The organism is Pseudomonas sp. LBUM1655 (genome assembly GCF_059716085.1).
In genome coordinates, this window is the sequence record NZ_CP166801.1 from 2,468,352 (window position 1) to 2,486,792 (window position 18,441).

Below are 18,441 nucleotides of genomic sequence, written 5' to 3' on the forward strand. Positions count from 1 at the left end.
CCGTTGGCGGCTCACGATTGCAGCCCATTGATCAGTTGCCGGGCACGTTCGAGCACGTCCGGATCGAGCTGCGCCTTGATCCCGTCAAAACCCGAACCGCGTGTGGCATCCAGTCCCATGCGTGATGTGGTGCCGTTGACCGAAGACGACGGATCAAGCGGACTGCCGGGCAAACCGTCGATCATGAAAACATCCAGATGCGGCTGGAAGTGCGTGGCCAATGCCCACAACACCTGACTGTCGTCCGTGATGTCGATATCGCTGTCCACCGCGATCACGGTTTTCAGGTACGGGTCCCAGCCGAGCAGCGCCAGCATGATCTGCCGCGCCTCGCCGTCGCGGCTCTGATCCAGCGCCACGTAGCAATGAAAATGCGTACCGGAGTTCGGGTAATGCACTACCGTGACGGCGGGGAAACGCGCCTTGAGCTTCTCGCTCATTTCCGCTTCACGGGGCAGTCGCGCCAGCGTCAGGTGTTCGGCGTAGCGGCCGCCCATCACGTCGACGAGCCAGGCGTCTTTGCGCCGCAGCAGGGTGTCGACGCGCAGCACGTTGTTGGTCGAACGATCCGAGGAGTAGCCGCTGAACTCGCCGAACGGGCCTTCCTCGGCGTAAGCCGTCGGATCAATCGCGCCTTCGAGCACGAATTCGGCATACGCCGGTACACCGATGCCGTAGCGCGGGGTCTTGACCAGCTCCAGCGGCGCGCCGAACAAGCCGCCCGCCACCGCGCGTTCATCGCTGCCGTAGGGTAAACGTGCAGCAGCGGCGAGCATGAACAATGGGTGCGCGCCGACCACCATGGCCACCCGCAACTCTTCACCGCGCTCGCGGGCGGTTTGCAGCATCCGCCACAGATGTCCGCGTGAATGCAGGCTGGTGGCGAGGGCCTGACGGGCATGGCGCATCGAGCGGTGATAGCTCATGTTGGCGATGCCGGTGACGGGGTCTTCGGCAATGATGATTGCGTTGGTGATGTACGGGCCGCGATCGCTGTCGAAGTGCTTGAGCATCGGCAGCAGCGCCAGATCCAGTGTTTCACCTTCGAACACTTCATCCAGCACCGGGCCGCTTTCCACGAAACGTGGCGGGATTGGCTGGTTGGCACGGGTCTGGAAGGTTTCGTGCAGCTGCGCCGGAGTGACGCCAAACATTCGGGCAATGCGGGTGCGGGAGGCGAACAGATTGGTCGCCACCGGCACGCCGAGACCGCTGACGTTTTCGCAGATCAGCAGTGGATCGCGGCCCTGTCCGGCAAGGGCGTCGACCAGGGCGGTGACGTCCTGATCGGCAGAAAGCGCTTGGGTGATAGTCAGCACATCGTCCGGGTATTCACGGCGATAGGCATCGATGAACGCGTGAAAGTCCTGAGAGTCGCCGAGCGTCGAACGGGTCATGGTTTCACCTCGTAAAAAGCAGGCACGCAGGGGTGAGTTGGCAATCAATCGACAAGCCGTTGGCCTGCCGGTCGAACGAACGCCGGATCATCTTCGTGCCTGTAAAGTCGCTGTGTTGCCCACATGAAAGCTGAGGAACCCCTGTGGAATGCGATTAACTGTGGCGAGGGGATTCATCCCCTCACCACAGGGTTCTCTTGTGTCCCAGGGATCTGCATTAACTAGAGATACGTAGTGGTCAGGCGAATATCTGCCTCAACCAGATCCTTCGGCGGTGGCGTCGGTTCGATCCCGCACAACCGGGCGATGTTGTTGCCCAGGTAGTCTTCCAGATGATCCTGATCAATCCCCAACCCCTGCGGCGCCGGCGAGCACAGCACCTCCAGCTCACGCAGCCACATGCCCGGTTCGTTCGGCGGTGAATCGGTGCCGAAGACGATCTTGTTGCGCGGCAGTTCCTTGGCGAATTCGACGATCCGCGACTGGAAGCACCAACCGGATTCGCAGTACACGTTCGGCGTGTCCATGGCCATCCAGAACGCTTCGAACGAGTAGTTGCCGCCAGTCTGGATACCGAAGTGGCCGATGATGAAATTGACCATCGGGAACTCGCGGATGATCGGGTAGAACATGGTCGGAATCGTGTACGGGCCGTCGCCGGTGTGGATCAGCACGACGATGTTGTACTTGGCGCAGACTTTCATTGCCGGACGCAACCAGTCCAAGGCCCGATCCGGGCGATAGCCGTGCATGTTGGCGTGCAGTTTGAGCATCTTGAAACCGTATTCCTTGATGTGGAACTCCAGCTCCGCCGCCCCGTTTTCCGGCCCCCAGCGCGGGTTGAAATTGAAGTTGCCGATGAAGCGATCCGGGTACTTCATGCAGAGCTCGGCGATGTAGGACATGTAATCGCGCACGCCCTCACGCCCCCGGCGGTTGCCGTCGCGATAACCGGTATTGCCCGGTGGCGGCTGGATGAAACCCATGTCGATACGGCGCGGCTTGCCGTTGATCATGTACGGGCCGTCCATCAGCTTGAGCATGCGTTCGCCGGTGAACGGTTCGCCGGTGTGGCGCCAGGCCTCGTCGACCAGATTGGTGGGGTGCAGATGGGTATCGATAATCATCGCTTCAGCTCCTGGCCAATTGCGTGGTGACGGGGCGCTTGAGCTGCGCCTCTGCTTCGGAAACGGAACGCGGTGGCGGGGTTGGCTCTAGGCCGATCATCCGCGCGGTGTTGTTGCCCAGGTACTCTTCGAGGGTGTCCTCGTCGAGGTTCAGGCCTTGCGGCGGTTCGTGGCACAGCACTTCGAGCAGACGCAGCCACATGCCCGGTTCGTTCGGCGGGGTGTCGGTGCCGAACAGAATCTTGTGCGTTGGCAAGACCTTGGCGAATTCGACGATTCGCGATTGCAGGCACCAGCCGGATTCGCAGTAAACGTTGGGCAGCTCCATTGCCCATTGCATCGGTTCGAACACGTAGACGCCGCCGGTCTGCACGCCGAAGTGGGCCATGATGAAATCGACGTTGGGGAATTCCTTGATCATCGGCACCCATTCGGACGGGATGCTGTAAGGGCCGTCGCCGGTGTGCAGCTTGACCGGGATGCCCAGCTCGGCGCACTTCTCGAAGCAAGGACGCACCCAGTCCAGTGCGCGATCAGGCCGGTAGGCGTGCATGTTGGCCTGCATCTGGACCATCTTGAAACCGTGTTCCTTGACGTAGCGCTCGATCGCCTCGACGCCGTTCTGCACTCCGCAGCGCGGGTTGTAGACGAAGCAACCGATGAAACGGTCGGGGTAGGTCTGGACCATTTTCAGGGTGTAGGCCATGTAGGCGTCGATGGATTCGCGGCCCGAGAGTTCGCCGTCGGTCCAGGTGTAAATCGTGTTGCCCTGCGGCGGCTGAATGAAGGCTTTGTCGATGCGGCGAGGTTTGCCGTTGACCATGTACGGGCCATCCATCATCTCCAGCAGACGCTCGCCGGTGAACGGGTCACCGTCATGCCTCCAGGCGAGGTCCACCAGATCGGTGGGATAGCAGCTGATATCGATGATCATTGAAGTCGATCTCCTGATAGCGGGGAAGGGAGCCTTGCGGCTCTCGGCATCCACGTCCCGGGTAATCGGCCATTTCTATGCGCAAGACACGCGCATTCCCTCGCCTGGTTGCATCCGGCCCGGGTGGGTGGCTGCTGGAGGCGAGTATTGGAAAGGGGGGAGGGGTTCGTACAATATTAATTGGGCGCGGTGGTGATACTTGGGCGATATGGTTTTGGTTTTTGTGGTGATTGTGCCGAACCCTTCGCGAGCAGGGTCGCTCCCACAGGGGGATTGCATTCCAACTGGAGAAATGCGGTCAAACTGTGGGAGCGAGCCTGCTCGCGAAAGCGTCAGTGGTGTGTATGCAAAGCCAACTGCTTGATCACTTCAACCACCGGCCCAACCCGCTCGGCTTGCCCATGCGGCCACACCGCATACAGGTTGTAATGCGCTGCAATCTGCGCCTCGTTCAACGCCACTAACCGCCCATTGCGCAATGCATCGGCAGCCAACAATCCCCGCACCAGTCCGGCACCCACACCCGCCTCGGCGGCGGCAATCAGATTGGCCGCATTATCAAACACCACCCGCGCCGGGGGTTCTACCGGAGGCATCCCGGCCGCATCCAGCCACGGAATCCATGAGCGCCGCGTATACCCCAACAACGGCAGTTCCAGCACCTGCGCCGGACTCAATGGCAACTGCAACCCATAGCGCTCCAGCAGTTCGGGAGAGGCCACCGCCAACACTCGATCGCCACAGATCTGAGTCATCTCACAGTCATCCCAATCGCCATAGCCATAACGCAGCGCCAGATCGACCCGCTCGAACGTGCTGCGATCACTGCGCGGCATCGACAGCAGCGTCACCTCGTAATCCGGCAAGCCATCGAGCAGTTGTGGCAAACGCGGATTGAGCCAGCTCTGCGCCAGTTCACTGTCGACATCCAGCGTCAGACGTTGCGCCACGCTGCGATTTTTCACCGAGGACAGTGCCCGATCAATCTGCGCCAGACCATCCGACAGCACGCTGGCAAACAACTGCCCGGCATCGGTGAGATTGCTGCCGCCACCTTCACGCACGAACAACGGCTGGCCGATGAAATCTTCCAGCGCGCGGATCTGCTGGCTGATAGCGCTATGAGTCAGGTCGAGCTTGCGCGCAGCGCTGGAGAAACTGCCGCTGCGCGCTGCGTGGATAAACGCGCTCATGGACTGCACCGACGGGTATCGCTTGTACATGTTGTTAGTCCTGCTTACACCGGTTGGCAGAAATCGTCGCTGGCCGCGTTTTGCCAAGGGTTCCAATAATCGGTCACCAGGCCCGCACAAAGACGGGCCGCTCTTTTGGAGCCTGACAATGATTGCATTCACGGTTAACGGCGAACGACGCGAGCTGGATGAGGCGTCCCCCTCCATGCCCTTGTTATGGGTACTGCGTGATCAACTGAAACTCACCGGCACCAAGTTCGGTTGCGGCATGGGCCTTTGCGGTGCCTGCACCGTGCATCTGGACGGTGTCGCGGTACGTTCCTGCCAAATGCCAGTGGCCGCCGTCGCGGGCCACAGCATCACCACCATCGAAGGTTTGTCGCCAACAGAAAACCATCCGCTGCAACTGGCCTGGATCGCCGAAGATGTGCCGCAATGCGGCTACTGTCAATCGGGGCAGATCATGTCCGCGGCCGCGCTGCTCAACACCGGCGCGGCGGTGACTGACGATTCGATCCGCAACGCCATGTCCGGGAATATCTGCCGCTGCGGCACTTACGGGCGGATTAACAAAGCGATCAAACGCGCGGCGAATGCGCCGAAGGAGGCGTGATGAGCCTCATCGACGATCGCGGTATCGAACTGCCGCGCCGGGTATTTCTCAAGCAAGCCGTCACCGTGGCTTCAGGTTTGGCGATTGCCCTGTATCTGCCGTCCGGCATCGCCGCCACTGATCCGAAAGCACCAGCCCCTGCCCGCGAATTCGAACCCAATGCTTGGGTGCGTGTACTTCCTGACGGCACGGTGAAACTGGTGGTGCACAAGCACGATTCCGGTACCGGCACGCAAACGGCGCTGGCCGCGTGCGTGGCCGAGGAACTGGACGTCAACCCGATGACCGTGCAGGTGATCACCCCGGAGGATCCGTTTTTCGAAACCTACATTCACCCGATCTGGAAAGTCTTCTCGACCGGCGGCAGTACCAGTGTGTCGCTGGAATACGACCGTTTGCGCATGGCCGGTGCCACGGCGCGGGCGTTGTTGATCGCGGCGGCGGCCAAACAGTGGAAAGTCAGCCCCGACAGTTGCGCCACCGAAGAAGGCCGGGTCGTCCATCCATCGAGCCAACGCAGCCTCGGTTACGGCGAACTGGTTGGCGTGGCGGCGCACCTGCCGGCGCCGGCCAACGTCAAACTGAAGGATCCGGCGCAATTCAAATACATCGGCAAACTGCGGCATAAACGTGATGCCGCAGCCAAGGTCTGCGGACGCTTCAAATACAGCATCGACGTGCAATTGCCGGGGATGCTGGTGGCGGTGATTCAACGCGCCCCGGTGGTTGGATCGAAGGTGATCAGCGTGGATTCGGTGGCCGCTTTGCAGGTGCCGGGTGTGCGCAAGGTGATCGCGATTCCGGGGCGGCCCGATGTGCTCGGCGGCAATCTGGAAGGCGTCGCCGTGCTGGCCGATACGTTCTGGGCGGCGCAGCAGGGGCGCAATGTGCTGGAGATCAAATGGAGTGATTCGCCACTGGCCGGGTTCGACAGTGCAGAACTGTTCAAGGTACAAGCGGCGGCCATTTCTGATCCGAAAGCACAAACCGTCAAAGCCATGACCCACGGCGATGTCAGCGGACAATGGGCGGGCGCTGCGAAGCTGATCGAAGCCGATTACACCATGCCTTACAAGGTGCAAAACCCGCTGGAGCCGATCTGTATCACGGCGCAGGTCAAGGACAAGGCGATCACGTATTGGGGCGGCGTGCAGGTGCCGTCCTCGGCGCTGGAAGCGGCGAAAACCGTGTGCGGTATCGACAAGGCTAATGTCACCATCAACGAGCTCGTATCCGGTGGCAGCTTCGGTGCACGGGAGGCCAAGTACTGGTTGTTTGAAGTGGCGTATCTGGCGCAGCAAACCGGTGTGCCAGTTAAGTTGCTCAACAGCCGCGAAGATGAAATGCACGCGCTGTTCTATCACCCGGCCACGCTGCATCGGGTCAAAGGCGCGCTCGACGCCCAGGGCAAACTCACTGCGCTGCAACTGCACGCGGTGTCGCCCGCCTCGCCGGAGCAGTGGGAGCCGGGTTACTTCGAGCGCCCGGATCACATGGATTACAGCACCACCGAAGCAATCACCGCATGGGATTTCGCCTATCGTGCGCCGCATCTGGATTTGAACTGGGTCAAGCACGAAAGCGGCGTGCCTAGTGGCTGGTATCGCTCGGTGAGTTTCATTCCCAACGTGTTCGCCGTGGAGGGCTTCATGGACGAACTGGCCCATGCAGCGGGTGCCGATCCGCTCGCATTCCGCCTGGCCAATATGCAGGAGCGGCCACGCCATGTGGCGGTGCTCAAGCAAGCTGCCGAGCGCGCCGGATGGGGCCAACCGCTGCCTCCGGGCACGGCGCTGGGGCTCGCCACCAATCAGGGTTACACCAGTTTTATCGCGGTGGTGGCGAGGGTTGCCACGGTCGATGGCAAGGCTAAAGTCGAGAAGCTCACCTGCGTGGTCGATTGCGGTCTGGCAGTGTCGCCGGGCGGCGTCGAAGAGCAGATCTATGGTGGGCTGATGTGGGGTTTGGGCCATGCGTTGTTCGACCGGCTCAATATCAAACAGGGCAGCGTGGTGCAGAGCAATTTCCACGACTATCGCGTCACGCGCATGTCGGACATGCCGGCCACTGACATCGTCGTGCTGGACGGTGAACCGAGCAAACCCGGTGGCGTCGGTGAGCTGGGCAGTCCGTCGGTGGTGCCGGCCATCGCCAACGCGTTGTTCGCGTTGACCGGTGTGCGTCAGCGCTCGACGCCGTTGAGCCTGGGGTAAGCCGCCATGGACCTGCGTCTACTGCGCTATTTCATGGCTTTGGCTGATGAGTTGCACTTCGGGCGTGCCGCCGAACGCCTGCATATCTGCCAGCCGCCGCTGAGCCAGCAGATTCGCTTGCTGGAGGAGGAACTGGGCACGCCGCTGTTCGAGCGCAGTCATCATCGGGTCGAGCTGACAGCGGCGGGGCAGATGCTCAAGGAGCAGGCGCCGCTGGTCTTCGAACAGCTTGAGCGGGCGCTGGATCTGACCCGCCAGACCGGGCGTGGGCAACTCGGCGAACTGGAAATCGGCATGATCAGTTCAGTGATGGTCGGTGTGCTGCCCAAAGCCCTGCACCTGTTCCGCGAGCGTTACCCGCAGGTCATCTGGCGCCTGCACGAGATGACCCCGGCGGCGCAGGTCAAGGCGTTGAAGGAGAAACGCATCGATGCCTGTGTATTTCGCGTCGGCTATGACGATCCGTTGTTGCGCAATGAATTGCTGATCTACGAACCGATTCATGTGGTCATGCCGGCAGATCATCCGCTGGCCAGCCTAGAGGTGCTGGCCCCGGCGGATCTGGCGCAGGAACCGTTTGTGGCGCTGGAATTGAAGCAGTCGCGGTTTGCCCACTTTCTTTATCAGTGCTGCATTCAGGCCGGGTTCACCCCGCAGATTCGCCAGCAGGTGATCGAAGTGCAGACCTTGCTCAGTCTGGTGCGCGCGGGATTCGGCGTGGCGCTATTACCCGCCTCGATCGAGCAGTTGGCGCCGGCGGGGCTGGTGTTTCGGCGGCTGACCCCGGCGCTGCCGGAAGTGCCGCTGTACGCTACCTATCGCGCTGATGATGCTTCGCCGGTGCTCAAGTTGTTTCTCGATACGCTGCGTGAACTGGTCGAGCAGTGACCCCCTGTAGGAGCTGCCGAAGGCTGCGATCTGTTGATCTTGATCTTAAAAAACAGGATCAAAAGATCGCAGCCTTCGGCAGCTCCTACAGGGATGTGGGTTGTGTGAGATCGAGGCGCACGATCGCGCACGGCTGCGGTCGTAACCTTCACATGGCCGTATCACTTGTGGAGATCCAATGAGCCAGGAAGTCCTGACCCGCGAAACCAATCGTCGCCAGTTGCAGCAGATCATCGCCGGGCTGTCGGATGGTGTGATTCTGCTTGAGCTGGATCAGAGCATTCTCTGGGCCAACGAAGCGGCGCTGGCCATGCACGGCGTCAGCCGTATCGGTGAGCTGGGCGCTAACGCCGACGAATACGCCAAGCGTTTCAGCCTGCGGTATCGCAACAATCACATGGTGCCACCGGAGAACTATCCGATCAGCCGAGTGGCGCGCTGCGAAGCCTTCAGCGACGTGCTGATCGAGGTGTTCGCCGTGGATGACCCGGAGCGTGTCTGGGTTCACAGCGTGCGCAGCATGGTGCTGACCGATCGCGAGGGTCAGCCCGAGTCGCTGGTGCTGATCATGAGCGACGTCACTGATTGGGCCAACGCCGAACACCGCTTTGAAAAGACTTTCAATGCCAACCCCGCACCGGCGGTGATCTGCCGTCTTAGCGACCTGCGCTACATCAAGGTCAATCCGGGGTTTCTGGAAATGACCGGTTATACTCGCGATCAGGTGATCGGTACCTCGGCGTATGAAATCGACATTCTTGAACAGGCCGAACAAAAGGATTTGGCCATTCAGCGTCTGCGTGATGTGGCGACGATTCCTCAGATGCAGGCCGAATTGCGCCTGCCCGATGGCGGCAGCAAACAAGTGATCGTCGCCGGGCAACCGCTGTTGCTTAACGATGAGCAGTGCATGCTGTTTTCCTTCGTCGACATGGAGTTGCGGCACAAGGCGGAAGTGGCGCTGCGTCAAAGCGAAGAGCGATTTGCCAAAGCGTTCCGCCTGACCCCGGTACCGATTGTGGTTTGTAGCGCCGATGAGCAGCGGGTTCTCGACGTCAATCAGGCGTTCCTCGATACGCTGGCCTATGACAGCGACGACGTGCTGGGCAAAACCGTGACGCAGCTGGAGTTTATCGACGACAGCGGTGCGCGTGCACGGTTGCTGACGGCGCTGGAAAAGAACGGTCGGATTGATCGGGTCGACGTGCGAGTGCGCAAGCGGGATGCCGATCTGCTGGAGTGCGCGGTGTCTGCCGACACGGTCAATATTCAGGATATGCCGTGCTATCTGCTGGTGCTGATGGACATCACCGAGCGCAAGCGTACCGAGCTTGAGCTGGTCGCGGCGATTGAAGAGGTGATGAAAGACGCTTCGTGGTTCAGTCGCACGTTGATCGAGAAACTGGCCAATGTGAAGAGGGTCAACTCGCCACAATTGCCGAGTATGTCGTTCACAGATTTGACGGCGCGTGAGCGCGATGTGCTGGGCTTGATCTGCGAGGGGCTGGCGGATAAGGAGATTGCGGCGCGGTTGAAACTGGCGCCGAACACCGTGCGCAATCATGTGGCAACGGTGTATTCCAAGCTGGATGTGCACAGCCGCAGCGAGGCGATTGTCTGGGCGCGGGAGCGGGGTTTGTTTTCCGGCGGGGGGAGCAAGGGACAGCGATAGGGTGCAAATGCACTAGTTCAATCGGTGCAAATTAGTGTGTTGGTGTGAAGGGGCTGTTCTTAGTCTGTTGGGGTGCGATACGAGTCTTTTCTGGCTTGGGATCGTGTCCCTTCGAAATGGCTTAAGGAACAGTTTCAATGATGAATCTTGCGCAGTTGCGTGCGCGGCTGGAGCAGAGTTTTTCGCCGCTTGCCTGTGATTGTTCCGTGGATGGGGATCATTCGCTGACGGTGAAGCTCTATCATCCGGTGTCAGGGCAGGTGGATCTGGTGATCAGTGGGTTGAAGCTCAAAGCATTGCGTACGCCGGAGTCGGTGGACGCGTTGATTGAGGAGTTGCGGTATGAGTTGGAGAGCAATTCTTTGCGCGCATCGACTGACACTGATTTGGCTTAGATCTCTGTGGGAGCTGGCTTGCCAGCGATGGTGTCGGTTTGGGCGGTGGTGTTTTTGCTGATTGAGTAGATATCCGGTTTGAGTACATATCCGTTGCTGCGGTAACGGCTGCTTAGGGTTCCGCCCTTACGGCGGGTCACTTTTTCCAGACGCCGAAAAAGTAACCAAAAAGGCTTGCCCTGACGTACGGCCCGCTCGCTGAGGCTCGGGTTCCTTCGCTGCGGGATTGATCCGGGGGCATCGCCTCCGGTTTGCTTCGCTGCACCTCCTCTCGATGTGTTCGACTTCGTCGAACGGTCGCTGCGCTCCCACCCCCGGATCAATCCCTCCACTCAGCCTGCCGACGGGCCTTTTAGATCAAGAGCGGTACTCGAGCTTGCGCTCATTGTGTTGAGTGGGGCGGCATGCGCCGCGTGCGGGGTGTTCTTATTTCCTTGTGGGAGCGGGTTTGCTCGCGAATTCGGTTGCCTGATAATCATCTCGTGAGTCCCAACGCAAAATCGACAGCCATAACACCCCGATACGTCCGGTTTACTGGCGCTTGCAAGCGTCTCGTCTATAAAGAATGAGTGGTCAGGTCTTGCGTGGCCGGTTCGGTCGCGCAAGTTGGTCTCCCATTTATCGCGGGTCGTCCTATGAACAATCTTGGGAAACGCGTGTTGCCGTTGGCTTTTCTTGCAGTTTTATTGGCCGGTTGTGCCAGTCCACCACCACCTCCACCCGTAACGCCACCTCCGCCGCCGGAGCGTACCTGCCAAGTCATCGAGAATACCGAGGTGGCCGGCGACGCTTATGTCGATGAGCAGGTGACTCGACACATCACCACCACCCGTTGCGTCACTCAATAGCACCCGAAGGGCGCAAGTCCCGGGTTGAGCGGGTTGTGCGGGTGGCTGATCTGGTCGCCACGGCGGTGTCGCCCGTGGCGGTGGCGTTGCTGGCGGGCGCGGAGTGTCTGGCCTTGCGATGGCTCTCGGTGCACTTTGGCGGGCAATTGCCGAAGGTGCTGAATGCCTGATCCAGAATTAGCAGGCTCTTGTGTCGAGGGGATTTATCCCCGATGGACTGCGCAGCAGTTCCCAACTTTTAGGGACCGCTACGCGCTGCATCGGGACGGTGCGACGTTTCGCTAAATCCCCTCGCCACAGGTCAGTCTTGGGTCAGGAAAAGGGAGTCAGGACAGGAATCCACCGTCCACATTCAACGCGACACCCGTGGTATAGCTCGACGCATCACTGGCCAGATACAGCACCGCACCGGCCATTTCACTCGGATCGGCCACACGCTTGAGCGGAATCTGTGTCAGCGCCTGCTTGAGAATCGCGTCGTTCTTCACCAGTGCCGAGGCAAACTTGGTGTCGGTCAAGCCCGGCAGCAAGGCGTTGCAGCGGATGCCGAACTGCGCGCATTCCTTGGCGAAGACTTTGGTCATGTTGATCACCGCCGCTTTGGTCACCGAGTAGATGCCCTGGAAGATGCCCGGCGAAATACCGTTGATCGACGCGACGTTGATGATGCTGCCGCCACCGTTTTCGCGCATCAGCTTGCCGGCTTCCACGGACATGAAGAAGTAGCCACGAATGTTCACGTCGACGGTCTTCTGGAACGCGCTCAGGTCAGTGTCCAGTACGTTGCAGAACTGCGGGTTAGTCGCGGCGTTGTTGACCAGAATGTCGAGACGGCCGAACTGTTCTTTGATCCCGGCGAACACCTGGCTGATCTGCTCCATCTCACCGATGTGGCAGGCAACCGCAGTGGCCTTGCCGCCAGCCGCGATGATCGCGTCGGCGACGTGCTGGCAGCCGTCGAGCTTGCGGCTCGAGACGATCACGTGGGCGCCTTGCTGGGCCAGCAGTTTGGCGATGGCTTCACCGATGCCACGGCTGGCGCCGGAGACGAAAGCGATTTTGCCGTCGAGGTCGAACAACTGAGTCTTGGACATAAGGGTTCCTTGGTGTGGGCCGTCAGAGGCTCGATTTCGCAATGACCTGCAAGCTCATCTGCTCCAGCAGTTTGTTCATGTGAATGAACTGCGCGAAGCGTTCGTCCTGGGTCTGGCCATGGTAGAAGCGGTAGTAGATCTGCTGCACGATGCCGGCGAGGCGGAACAGGCCGTAGGTGTAGTAGAAGTCGTAATTGTCGATCTGGATGCCCGCACGTTCGGCGTAGTAGTCGACGAACTCACGGCGAGTCAGCATGCCCGGGGCGTGGCTTGGCTGGCGTCGCATCAATTGCACCGGCGCCGGGTCACCGGCCTCGATCCAGTAGGCGAGGGTGTTGCCCAGATCCATCAGCGGATCGCCGAGTGTGGTCAGCTCCCAGTCGAGCACGCCGATGATCTGCATCGGGTTGTTCGGGTCGAGGATGACGTTGTCGAAGCGGTAGTCGTTGTGGACGATGCTCGAGGTCGGATGGTCGGCCGGCATCTTGTCGTTGAGCCACGCTTTTACCGCTTCCCAGTGCGGCGCATCCGGGGTCAGGGCTTTTTCGTAGCGTTCGCTCCAGCCTTTGATCTGGCGGGCGACGTAGCCTTCGGGTTTGCCGAGGTCCCCGAGGCCACAGGCCTTGTAATCGACTCGGTGCAGTTCGACGAAGCGGTCGATGAAGCTTTTGCACAGCGCTTCGGTTTTCGCTGAATCCAGACCCAGTTCCGGTGGCAGTTCCGAGCGAAGAATGATCCCGTTGACCCGCTCCATCACGTAGAACTCGGCGCCGATCACCGCTTCGTCGGTGCAGTGCACGTAGGCTTTCGGGCAATACGGGAAACCGTCGCGCAATTGATTGAGGATGCGAAATTCACGGCCCATGTCGTGGGCGGATTTGGCCTTGTGGCCGAACGGCGGCCGGCGCAGAACGAATTCCTGCTCCGGGTATTCGAGAAGGTAAGTCAGGTTCGACGCACCGCCGGGAAACTGGCTGATCGCAGGCAAGCCGGTCAGGCCCGGTATGTGTGCCTTGAGGTACGGATCGATCAGGCTGGCATCGAGTTCTTCGCCAGAGCGGATACGGGTGGACTGGTCAGTAAGCGCCATGCTTATCCCTTCTGCTTATTTTGGAGGCCAGACATCATTGGCTAATCTAATGGCGCGCTACGGTGCTCACAAGCGCGGGTCGGTCTTATAGGTTAGCGTGTTGCCGGATAATCACCTTTGGGAATGTGCAGGGCGGGCCACAGCAGACTAAGGTTTAGCGGGTATGCCGTGTCCAACAAGGAGTCGGGAAATGGGCTGTCCGCAAGTCTGTGCCACTGCCACATTGCAATGCAGCTTCGGTGCCGCTCCGTCGATGCTCAATGTGCTGCCGGTCAATCGCACGCTGACTGGCGGGATGCCTGCAGCGAACATCATGGATCACATCCCCTTGGTCAATATCCTGCCGTTCGGCGTGTGCACGAGCCTGGCCAATCCGATGGTGGCCGCCGCGACGGCGGCTGCGCTGGGAGTGTTGACGCCGATGCCGTGTATTCCGGCCACGGCCACGCCATGGATCCCCGGCGGCGCACCGACGTTGTTGCTCGGGGGGATGCCGGCGATCGATGCCAACAGCACGTTGATGTGCACCTGGGCCGGGGTGATCAAGATTGTCGTGCCGGGGCAGATGCAGATGTTGATTCCCTGAGCCTTGTGTTGAATGTGACGGCCTCTTCGCGGCAAGCCCGCTCCCACAGGGTTTTGCGGTATCAGTGCGATTATGCGTACAGCGCCGGTCACTGTGGGAGCGAGCCTGCTCGCGAAGAGGCCAGTGCTGCCAATAGAGAACCATCAGGCTTGTTGCGGATCCGCCCAGCGCTGATACCACCACCGCACCCGCGAAATCGGCTTGCCATCGGCCCCCAATGGCCGGCCATCCTCGGCAAACCCTTGCTCTGGCTCCATCAACTGCCCATTCACATACCGCGCCTCCACCGCTGTTTTCCCGTTCGGATGAAAGCGCTGATAGCGCCCCTCACGCACGCCATCCCGATAAAACTCGGCCTCCGCCACTTGCCCGTCCGGAAAATAATTGAACGCCTCGCCATGCAACAAGCCGCGCCGATACGTCGCCTTGCGCTGTAAAAAGCCCTCGGGCGCATAAAAACTCGCTACGCCTTGCAGCTTGTCCCGCACAAACGGCATCTGCGCCGAAACCTTGCCGTTGGGGTGATAGAGCAGGGACGTACCCTGCAACTCGCCCTGGCTGTACTGCAAATCCGCCTGTTTGCGCCCGTCATCCTTGATGTTCAACGGGCCGTCGAGCTGGCCATCCTGCAAGCGCCCCTTGAGCTGCTTGTCACTCTGCTGCAAATCCAGCGGTGTGATCGCCATGACTTCTCCTTGTTCAGTTGACCTGCACCAGACCGCCCTTGATCGTCAGCATGCCGCCGCCATCGACGGTCTGCGAGGCCGCGCCCTTGTTGGTCAGGCTGATCCCTGCGTCGTTGGTCAGGGTCGTGCCGGCCTTGTTGTCCAGTGAAGTGCCGGCCTGATTGGTCATGGCGGTGCCGGCATTTTGGGTGATCGAGGTGCTGGCCGACGTCGCCAGGTCGGCGCCGCTCTTGATCGTGAAGCTGCCACCGCTTTGCAGGGTCAAAGTGCCGCTGACTTTGATCGTCAGGTTGCCGTCCACCGTCAGGCTGTAATTGCCGGTGACCTTGTCGGTGTAGTTGCCGCCAGTGCTGTGGTTCTGATCGGCACCGACTGTCACCGTGCGGCTGTCCTTCACATCGAGGCTGTCGCTGCCGGTCTGAATCGTCACGCTGCGTTTGCCCTTCTCCAGGGTGACGGTCTCATCGCCGTCCTTGACCGTGCGGGTGCGGGCATTCTGCACCGTGAGGGTTTCGTCATGGCCGACGGTGGCAGTGGTGTCGTTGAGCACGTTGATATTCAGATCTTTCTGCGCCTGCAAAAACACCTCTTCGGCGTCTTTCTTATCCTCGAAGCGCAACTCGTTGAAGCCGCCGCCGCCCTTGGACGACTGAGTCTTGATCCCGGACTGGGTCTGATTCGCCGGCAGGGCATAGGGCAGGGCGTTATCGCCGTTGTAGACGCAACCAGTCACCAGCGGCCGATCCGGGTCGCCATCGATAAACGTAACGATGACTTCCTGGCCGATACGCGGGATGAACTGCATGCCGAAGCCCTTGCCACTCCACGGCAACACCACGCGTACCCAGCAAGAGCTGGTTTCATCGTTCTTGCCATCGCGATCCCACGGGAACTGCAACTTGATCCGGCCGTACTCGTCGGTCCAGATTTCTTCGCCGGACTTACCCACCACAATCGCGGTCTGCGGGTGCATGCGCGGTTTTGGCGTCAGCCGTTGCGGGCGAAACGGTGTGGCTTTGGGGATGGCTTCGAAACGGTTGCGATAGTGCTCATGGCTGACGTCGTGGGTGACTCGCGTCACCAACCAATCGATGTTCAGACTGGCATCGTCATGCCCGCTGAGGGTGAACCAGTGCCCCGGCACCAGCCAGCGACAGTCGCTCTCGCCGACAAAGCGTTTTTCCTCACTGCGCAAGCCGTCGACCCGCTGCTTGGTCAGCGTATCGCCGCGCGCCTTGGCGTTGTAACCGCCCGGATGTTCGTACATGGACAGTGGCCCGGCCACCGCTTCTGCCTGGTCGTACAGTGAAGTGGTCGGCGTGGTGAATTCATAATCCGTCGCCCGATACACCCCGGCCACCGCTTGCAGGCAGACCTGCCCGGAACGGATACCGTGCAACTCACGCTGACCCAATCCTTGCCCCAGATACGTGACTGTCGGCCCGTTGGGGATCGGTACGAAGGCGTCGTTGCTATCCCCCAACACCAAGGTGTGCTTGCCTTCATCGTGGGTGAAAAACCAGAAAATCCCTTCCTCCTCCAACAACCGCGAGACGAAGGCAAAATCGGTTTCAGCGTACTGCACGCAGTACTCGCGTGGGGTGTAGCTACCGGTCAGGGAGAGTTTGAAATCGGTAAAACCGTGAGCCTTGAAGATCGTGGTGACGATGTCTGAAGTGGCGAGATTCTGGAACACGCGGTTGTTGCTGGCCAGGGTCAGCCACCACAGCCATGGTCTTAGCAGCAACTGATAGCGCTCGGCAGTCGCATCGGCGGGGAGTTGGCGAATTTCCGCAACGAGCGCGTCGAACGGGCGCAGTTGCGCGTCGTTGTGCAGGGTGGTGGTGACGTGGGTGGCGACGGCGCTGGTCAGGGTGAGAGACGTGCCGTCATTCAGACCGTTGAGGGTTTGTGCGCCGAGCATGTTCAACGCTTCGTCGCCGGACAGCGACTCAGGGTAAAGCGCCGACAGCGAAGTGGCGGTCAGAGACAGGCTGGTGTTGCTGTCGGTGGAGCGGGGCATCGAACGTCCTCGCAAGCGTCTTGGATGGGAAGGGCTGGCAATGGTCGCTCCGGACTATGCGCCTCTGGCGGCGAAGGTCACTCGGGCTTCAGGGAAGTGTCGTGCCAGCGACTGCGCAAAAGCCTGGTCGGCGCCATTCAGGGTTTGCGAATAGGTGATTTCCCAACTGATCGACTCATCTGTGGTTGTTATCAGTTTGGCAAGTTTGCCCATGCAACCCTCTTTATAGAGATGTGCACCCAACCAGAATCCTGAAGACGCGTCGGGACATGGCATGCGCGTTATAAACAGTTCGATATGCGAAATTTTTTCCGGGATCTGTGTGCACAGAGAACTCCAGGCCCGTATGAAATTCTCTTCCGCATGGCCGCCCAACGTGTTGTCGACTTTCGGCGAGGTATATTCCACGGGGTAAGTCAGTGAGCGTTTTTGCAACGCAATGTATTGTTCTTCAGCCATTGCCGAGATCATTTTCGAGTGCGCCCCCGCGTCATATTTTCTCTCCATTTCGCGAGTGGCAATCAAGCGTTTGCTTTCCACGTTGGCCAGTTGCTGTGCTTTGACTTTCCTGACTGCGCCGTCGTAGTCATCCAGCCCATATGCCAATCTTTCTCGATGCAGCATCAGCGCTTCATGTTCGTAACTGACCTGACCGGACTTTACGGCCCGGTGCATGCCTTCCCAGTAGTTATGTTCAAGCTTTGCCGGATGCTCATGGATGATCTCCAGCTCTTTCCTCACGTTGGCCCTGACCGGTGGAATACGCGGTGCGGGGTCGAGTTGCAGAACCGTTTCGCCCATCATCGGCGGGGTGGCAGGTGTCTCATAGCTGTTGTTATGAAACGTCACCAGGTAGGTGTCATTGCGATTGACTCTGCAGACGCCACCGACATGGTTCTTGTCATGTTCTGCCTTGGACATTTCTGCGGTGCACAACGTCAAAAAAGTAGTCATGTCAGGGCCTTGATGAAGTGATTTCAAAGACGATGCATGGAAACGCTCGTGGCGCCTTTTGCGTCAGCTGAAACCCCATATCCGATAACCTTTCGACAGACCCTGACCGTATGCTGCTGCCACGGCGGTCATGCACAGCGCGACGCCCTCACTGCCTTCCAATGAGAACTCGCCGAAATTGGGGTCGAAAAAGAAACAGCTGCTGCTCTTGCCGAAGAATGCCCAAGGCCTGAAAAAGGCCACCGAGTGCCCGCCCAGCGTGCCTTTGATCGACAAAATGAAGTAACGGCAGGACGACGTCAGCACGACCTCGCCGATGGATTTTCCGGCCGCGGCGAAGCTTTGAAAGGCTTCCGCTTTGTGGCTGGCCAGTGTTCCCACGCCACCTGTTCTCAGTGCCGTCAACGTTGCCGGTGAGGGCGACTCCGGCGTGTCGCCACTGATGTCCACGTAGTCACTCTGAAAGTCTGAGGCTTGCCGTGCGGTGTGCTGCTCATGCAGCAAGCCGGTTTTCAGCGTCGGATCGACAATTTCCTTGAGATAGTCGTTGCCTTTTTTCTTGGCGATCAGCCATGCGGTGCTGACGCCGCGACAGATGCCATCGCGATTGTCGCCAACCAGTAGCAAGAAGCTGGATTGGCCAAAGTTATAGACGCCTGCGCCATGTCCCGCAATCTTGGTACAAATAGCTTCGTAGCTCATGTTGCCTCCTTGGTTCCAGCCACACG

General features: G+C 59.9%; 17 protein-coding genes. 7 read left to right on the top strand and 10 right to left on the bottom strand.

The window, feature by feature from the left end; translation table 11 throughout:
- Positions 1 to 11: 11 nt before the first annotated feature.
- From ACA074_RS11085 to ACA074_RS11100, 4 genes are all read right to left on the bottom strand, one after another.
- Complete coding sequence (locus ACA074_RS11085; RefSeq protein WP_497679001.1) at positions 12 to 1,397, bottom strand: UbiD family decarboxylase; 1,386 nt, start codon at positions 1,395 to 1,397, stop codon at positions 12 to 14.
- A gap of 221 nt (positions 1,398 to 1,618) precedes the next feature.
- Positions 1,619 to 2,524, bottom strand: coding sequence for an amidohydrolase family protein (locus tag ACA074_RS11090; protein WP_497679002.1), 906 nt, complete (start codon positions 2,522 to 2,524; stop codon positions 1,619 to 1,621).
- A 4-nt stretch (positions 2,525 to 2,528) separates the two neighbouring features.
- On the bottom strand, positions 2,529 to 3,458 hold the full coding sequence (locus ACA074_RS11095; protein WP_123535936.1) for an amidohydrolase family protein: 930 nt from the start codon (positions 3,456 to 3,458) through the stop codon (positions 2,529 to 2,531).
- Positions 3,459 to 3,790: 332 nt separating this feature from the next.
- Positions 3,791 to 4,681, bottom strand: coding sequence for a LysR substrate-binding domain-containing protein (locus ACA074_RS11100; RefSeq protein WP_187681328.1), 891 nt, complete (start codon positions 4,679 to 4,681; stop codon positions 3,791 to 3,793).
- A 118-nt stretch (positions 4,682 to 4,799) separates the two neighbouring features.
- Between ACA074_RS11100 and ACA074_RS11105 the strand changes: the two genes are divergently transcribed.
- The 6 genes from ACA074_RS11105 to ACA074_RS11130 all read left to right on the top strand — a co-directional run bounded on the left by ACA074_RS11105 (position 4,800) and on the right by ACA074_RS11130 (position 11,450).
- Positions 4,800 to 5,264, top strand: coding sequence for a (2Fe-2S)-binding protein (locus ACA074_RS11105; protein WP_497617642.1), 465 nt, complete (start codon positions 4,800 to 4,802; stop codon positions 5,262 to 5,264).
- Positions 5,264 to 7,477, top strand: a complete 2,214-nt coding sequence (locus ACA074_RS11110) for a xanthine dehydrogenase family protein molybdopterin-binding subunit (protein WP_497679003.1) — start codon at positions 5,264 to 5,266, stop codon at positions 7,475 to 7,477. The genes ACA074_RS11105 and ACA074_RS11110 overlap by 1 nt, the downstream gene beginning before the upstream one ends.
- 6 nt (positions 7,478 to 7,483) lie before the next feature.
- Positions 7,484 to 8,365 carry a LysR substrate-binding domain-containing protein gene (locus ACA074_RS11115; protein ID WP_187681325.1) on the top strand — a complete coding sequence of 294 codons (882 nt, stop codon included), beginning with the start codon at positions 7,484 to 7,486 and terminating at the stop codon, positions 8,363 to 8,365.
- A 178-nt stretch (positions 8,366 to 8,543) separates the two neighbouring features.
- The gene (locus ACA074_RS11120) at positions 8,544 to 10,037 is read left to right on the top strand and encodes a helix-turn-helix transcriptional regulator (protein WP_497679004.1); all 1,494 of its coding nucleotides are present in this window, start codon (positions 8,544 to 8,546) and stop codon (positions 10,035 to 10,037) included.
- 137 nt (positions 10,038 to 10,174) lie between these two features.
- Positions 10,175 to 10,432 carry a DUF1652 domain-containing protein gene (locus tag ACA074_RS11125; protein WP_187681323.1) on the top strand — a complete coding sequence of 86 codons (258 nt, stop codon included), beginning with the start codon at positions 10,175 to 10,177 and terminating at the stop codon, positions 10,430 to 10,432.
- An 889-nt stretch (positions 10,433 to 11,321) separates the two neighbouring features.
- Entirely contained in the window at positions 11,322 to 11,450 is a 129-nt protein-coding gene (locus ACA074_RS11130; protein ID WP_497679005.1) for a hypothetical protein, read from the top strand.
- Positions 11,451 to 11,606: 156 nt separating this feature from the next.
- On the opposite strand, the gene ACA074_RS11135 is transcribed toward ACA074_RS11130, so the two are convergent.
- Positions 11,607 to 12,374 carry an SDR family oxidoreductase gene (locus ACA074_RS11135; RefSeq protein WP_034152479.1) on the bottom strand — a complete coding sequence of 256 codons (768 nt, stop codon included), beginning with the start codon at positions 12,372 to 12,374 and terminating at the stop codon, positions 11,607 to 11,609.
- A gap of 22 nt (positions 12,375 to 12,396) precedes the next feature.
- Positions 12,397 to 13,464 (bottom strand): phosphotransferase family protein, encoded by a 1,068-nt coding sequence (locus ACA074_RS11140; protein WP_497679006.1) that lies wholly within the window; start codon positions 13,462 to 13,464, stop codon positions 12,397 to 12,399.
- A 190-nt stretch (positions 13,465 to 13,654) separates the two neighbouring features.
- Here ACA074_RS11140 and ACA074_RS11145 point away from each other — a divergent pair, with 190 nt between their 5' ends.
- Complete coding sequence (locus tag ACA074_RS11145) at positions 13,655 to 14,050, top strand: DUF4280 domain-containing protein (protein ID WP_187680231.1); 396 nt, start codon at positions 13,655 to 13,657, stop codon at positions 14,048 to 14,050.
- A 143-nt stretch (positions 14,051 to 14,193) separates the two neighbouring features.
- On the opposite strand, the gene ACA074_RS11150 is transcribed toward ACA074_RS11145, so the two are convergent.
- The 4 genes from ACA074_RS11150 to ACA074_RS11165 are packed head-to-tail and all read right to left on the bottom strand — an operon-like array spanning position 14,194 to position 18,415.
- Positions 14,194 to 14,736, bottom strand: a complete 543-nt coding sequence (locus tag ACA074_RS11150) for a toxin-antitoxin system YwqK family antitoxin (RefSeq protein ID WP_401270940.1) — start codon at positions 14,734 to 14,736, stop codon at positions 14,194 to 14,196.
- 13 nt (positions 14,737 to 14,749) lie between these two features.
- Entirely contained in the window at positions 14,750 to 16,759 is a 2,010-nt protein-coding gene (locus tag ACA074_RS11155; protein ID WP_497679007.1) for a type VI secretion system Vgr family protein, read from the bottom strand.
- Positions 16,760 to 16,813: 54 nt separating this feature from the next.
- Entirely contained in the window at positions 16,814 to 17,740 is a 927-nt protein-coding gene (locus ACA074_RS11160) for a hypothetical protein (RefSeq protein ID WP_489880020.1), read from the bottom strand.
- 36 nt (positions 17,741 to 17,776) lie between these two features.
- Positions 17,777 to 18,415 carry a YopT-type cysteine protease domain-containing protein gene (locus tag ACA074_RS11165; protein WP_497617652.1) on the bottom strand — a complete coding sequence of 213 codons (639 nt, stop codon included), beginning with the start codon at positions 18,413 to 18,415 and terminating at the stop codon, positions 17,777 to 17,779.
- Positions 18,416 to 18,441 lie beyond the last annotated feature (26 nt).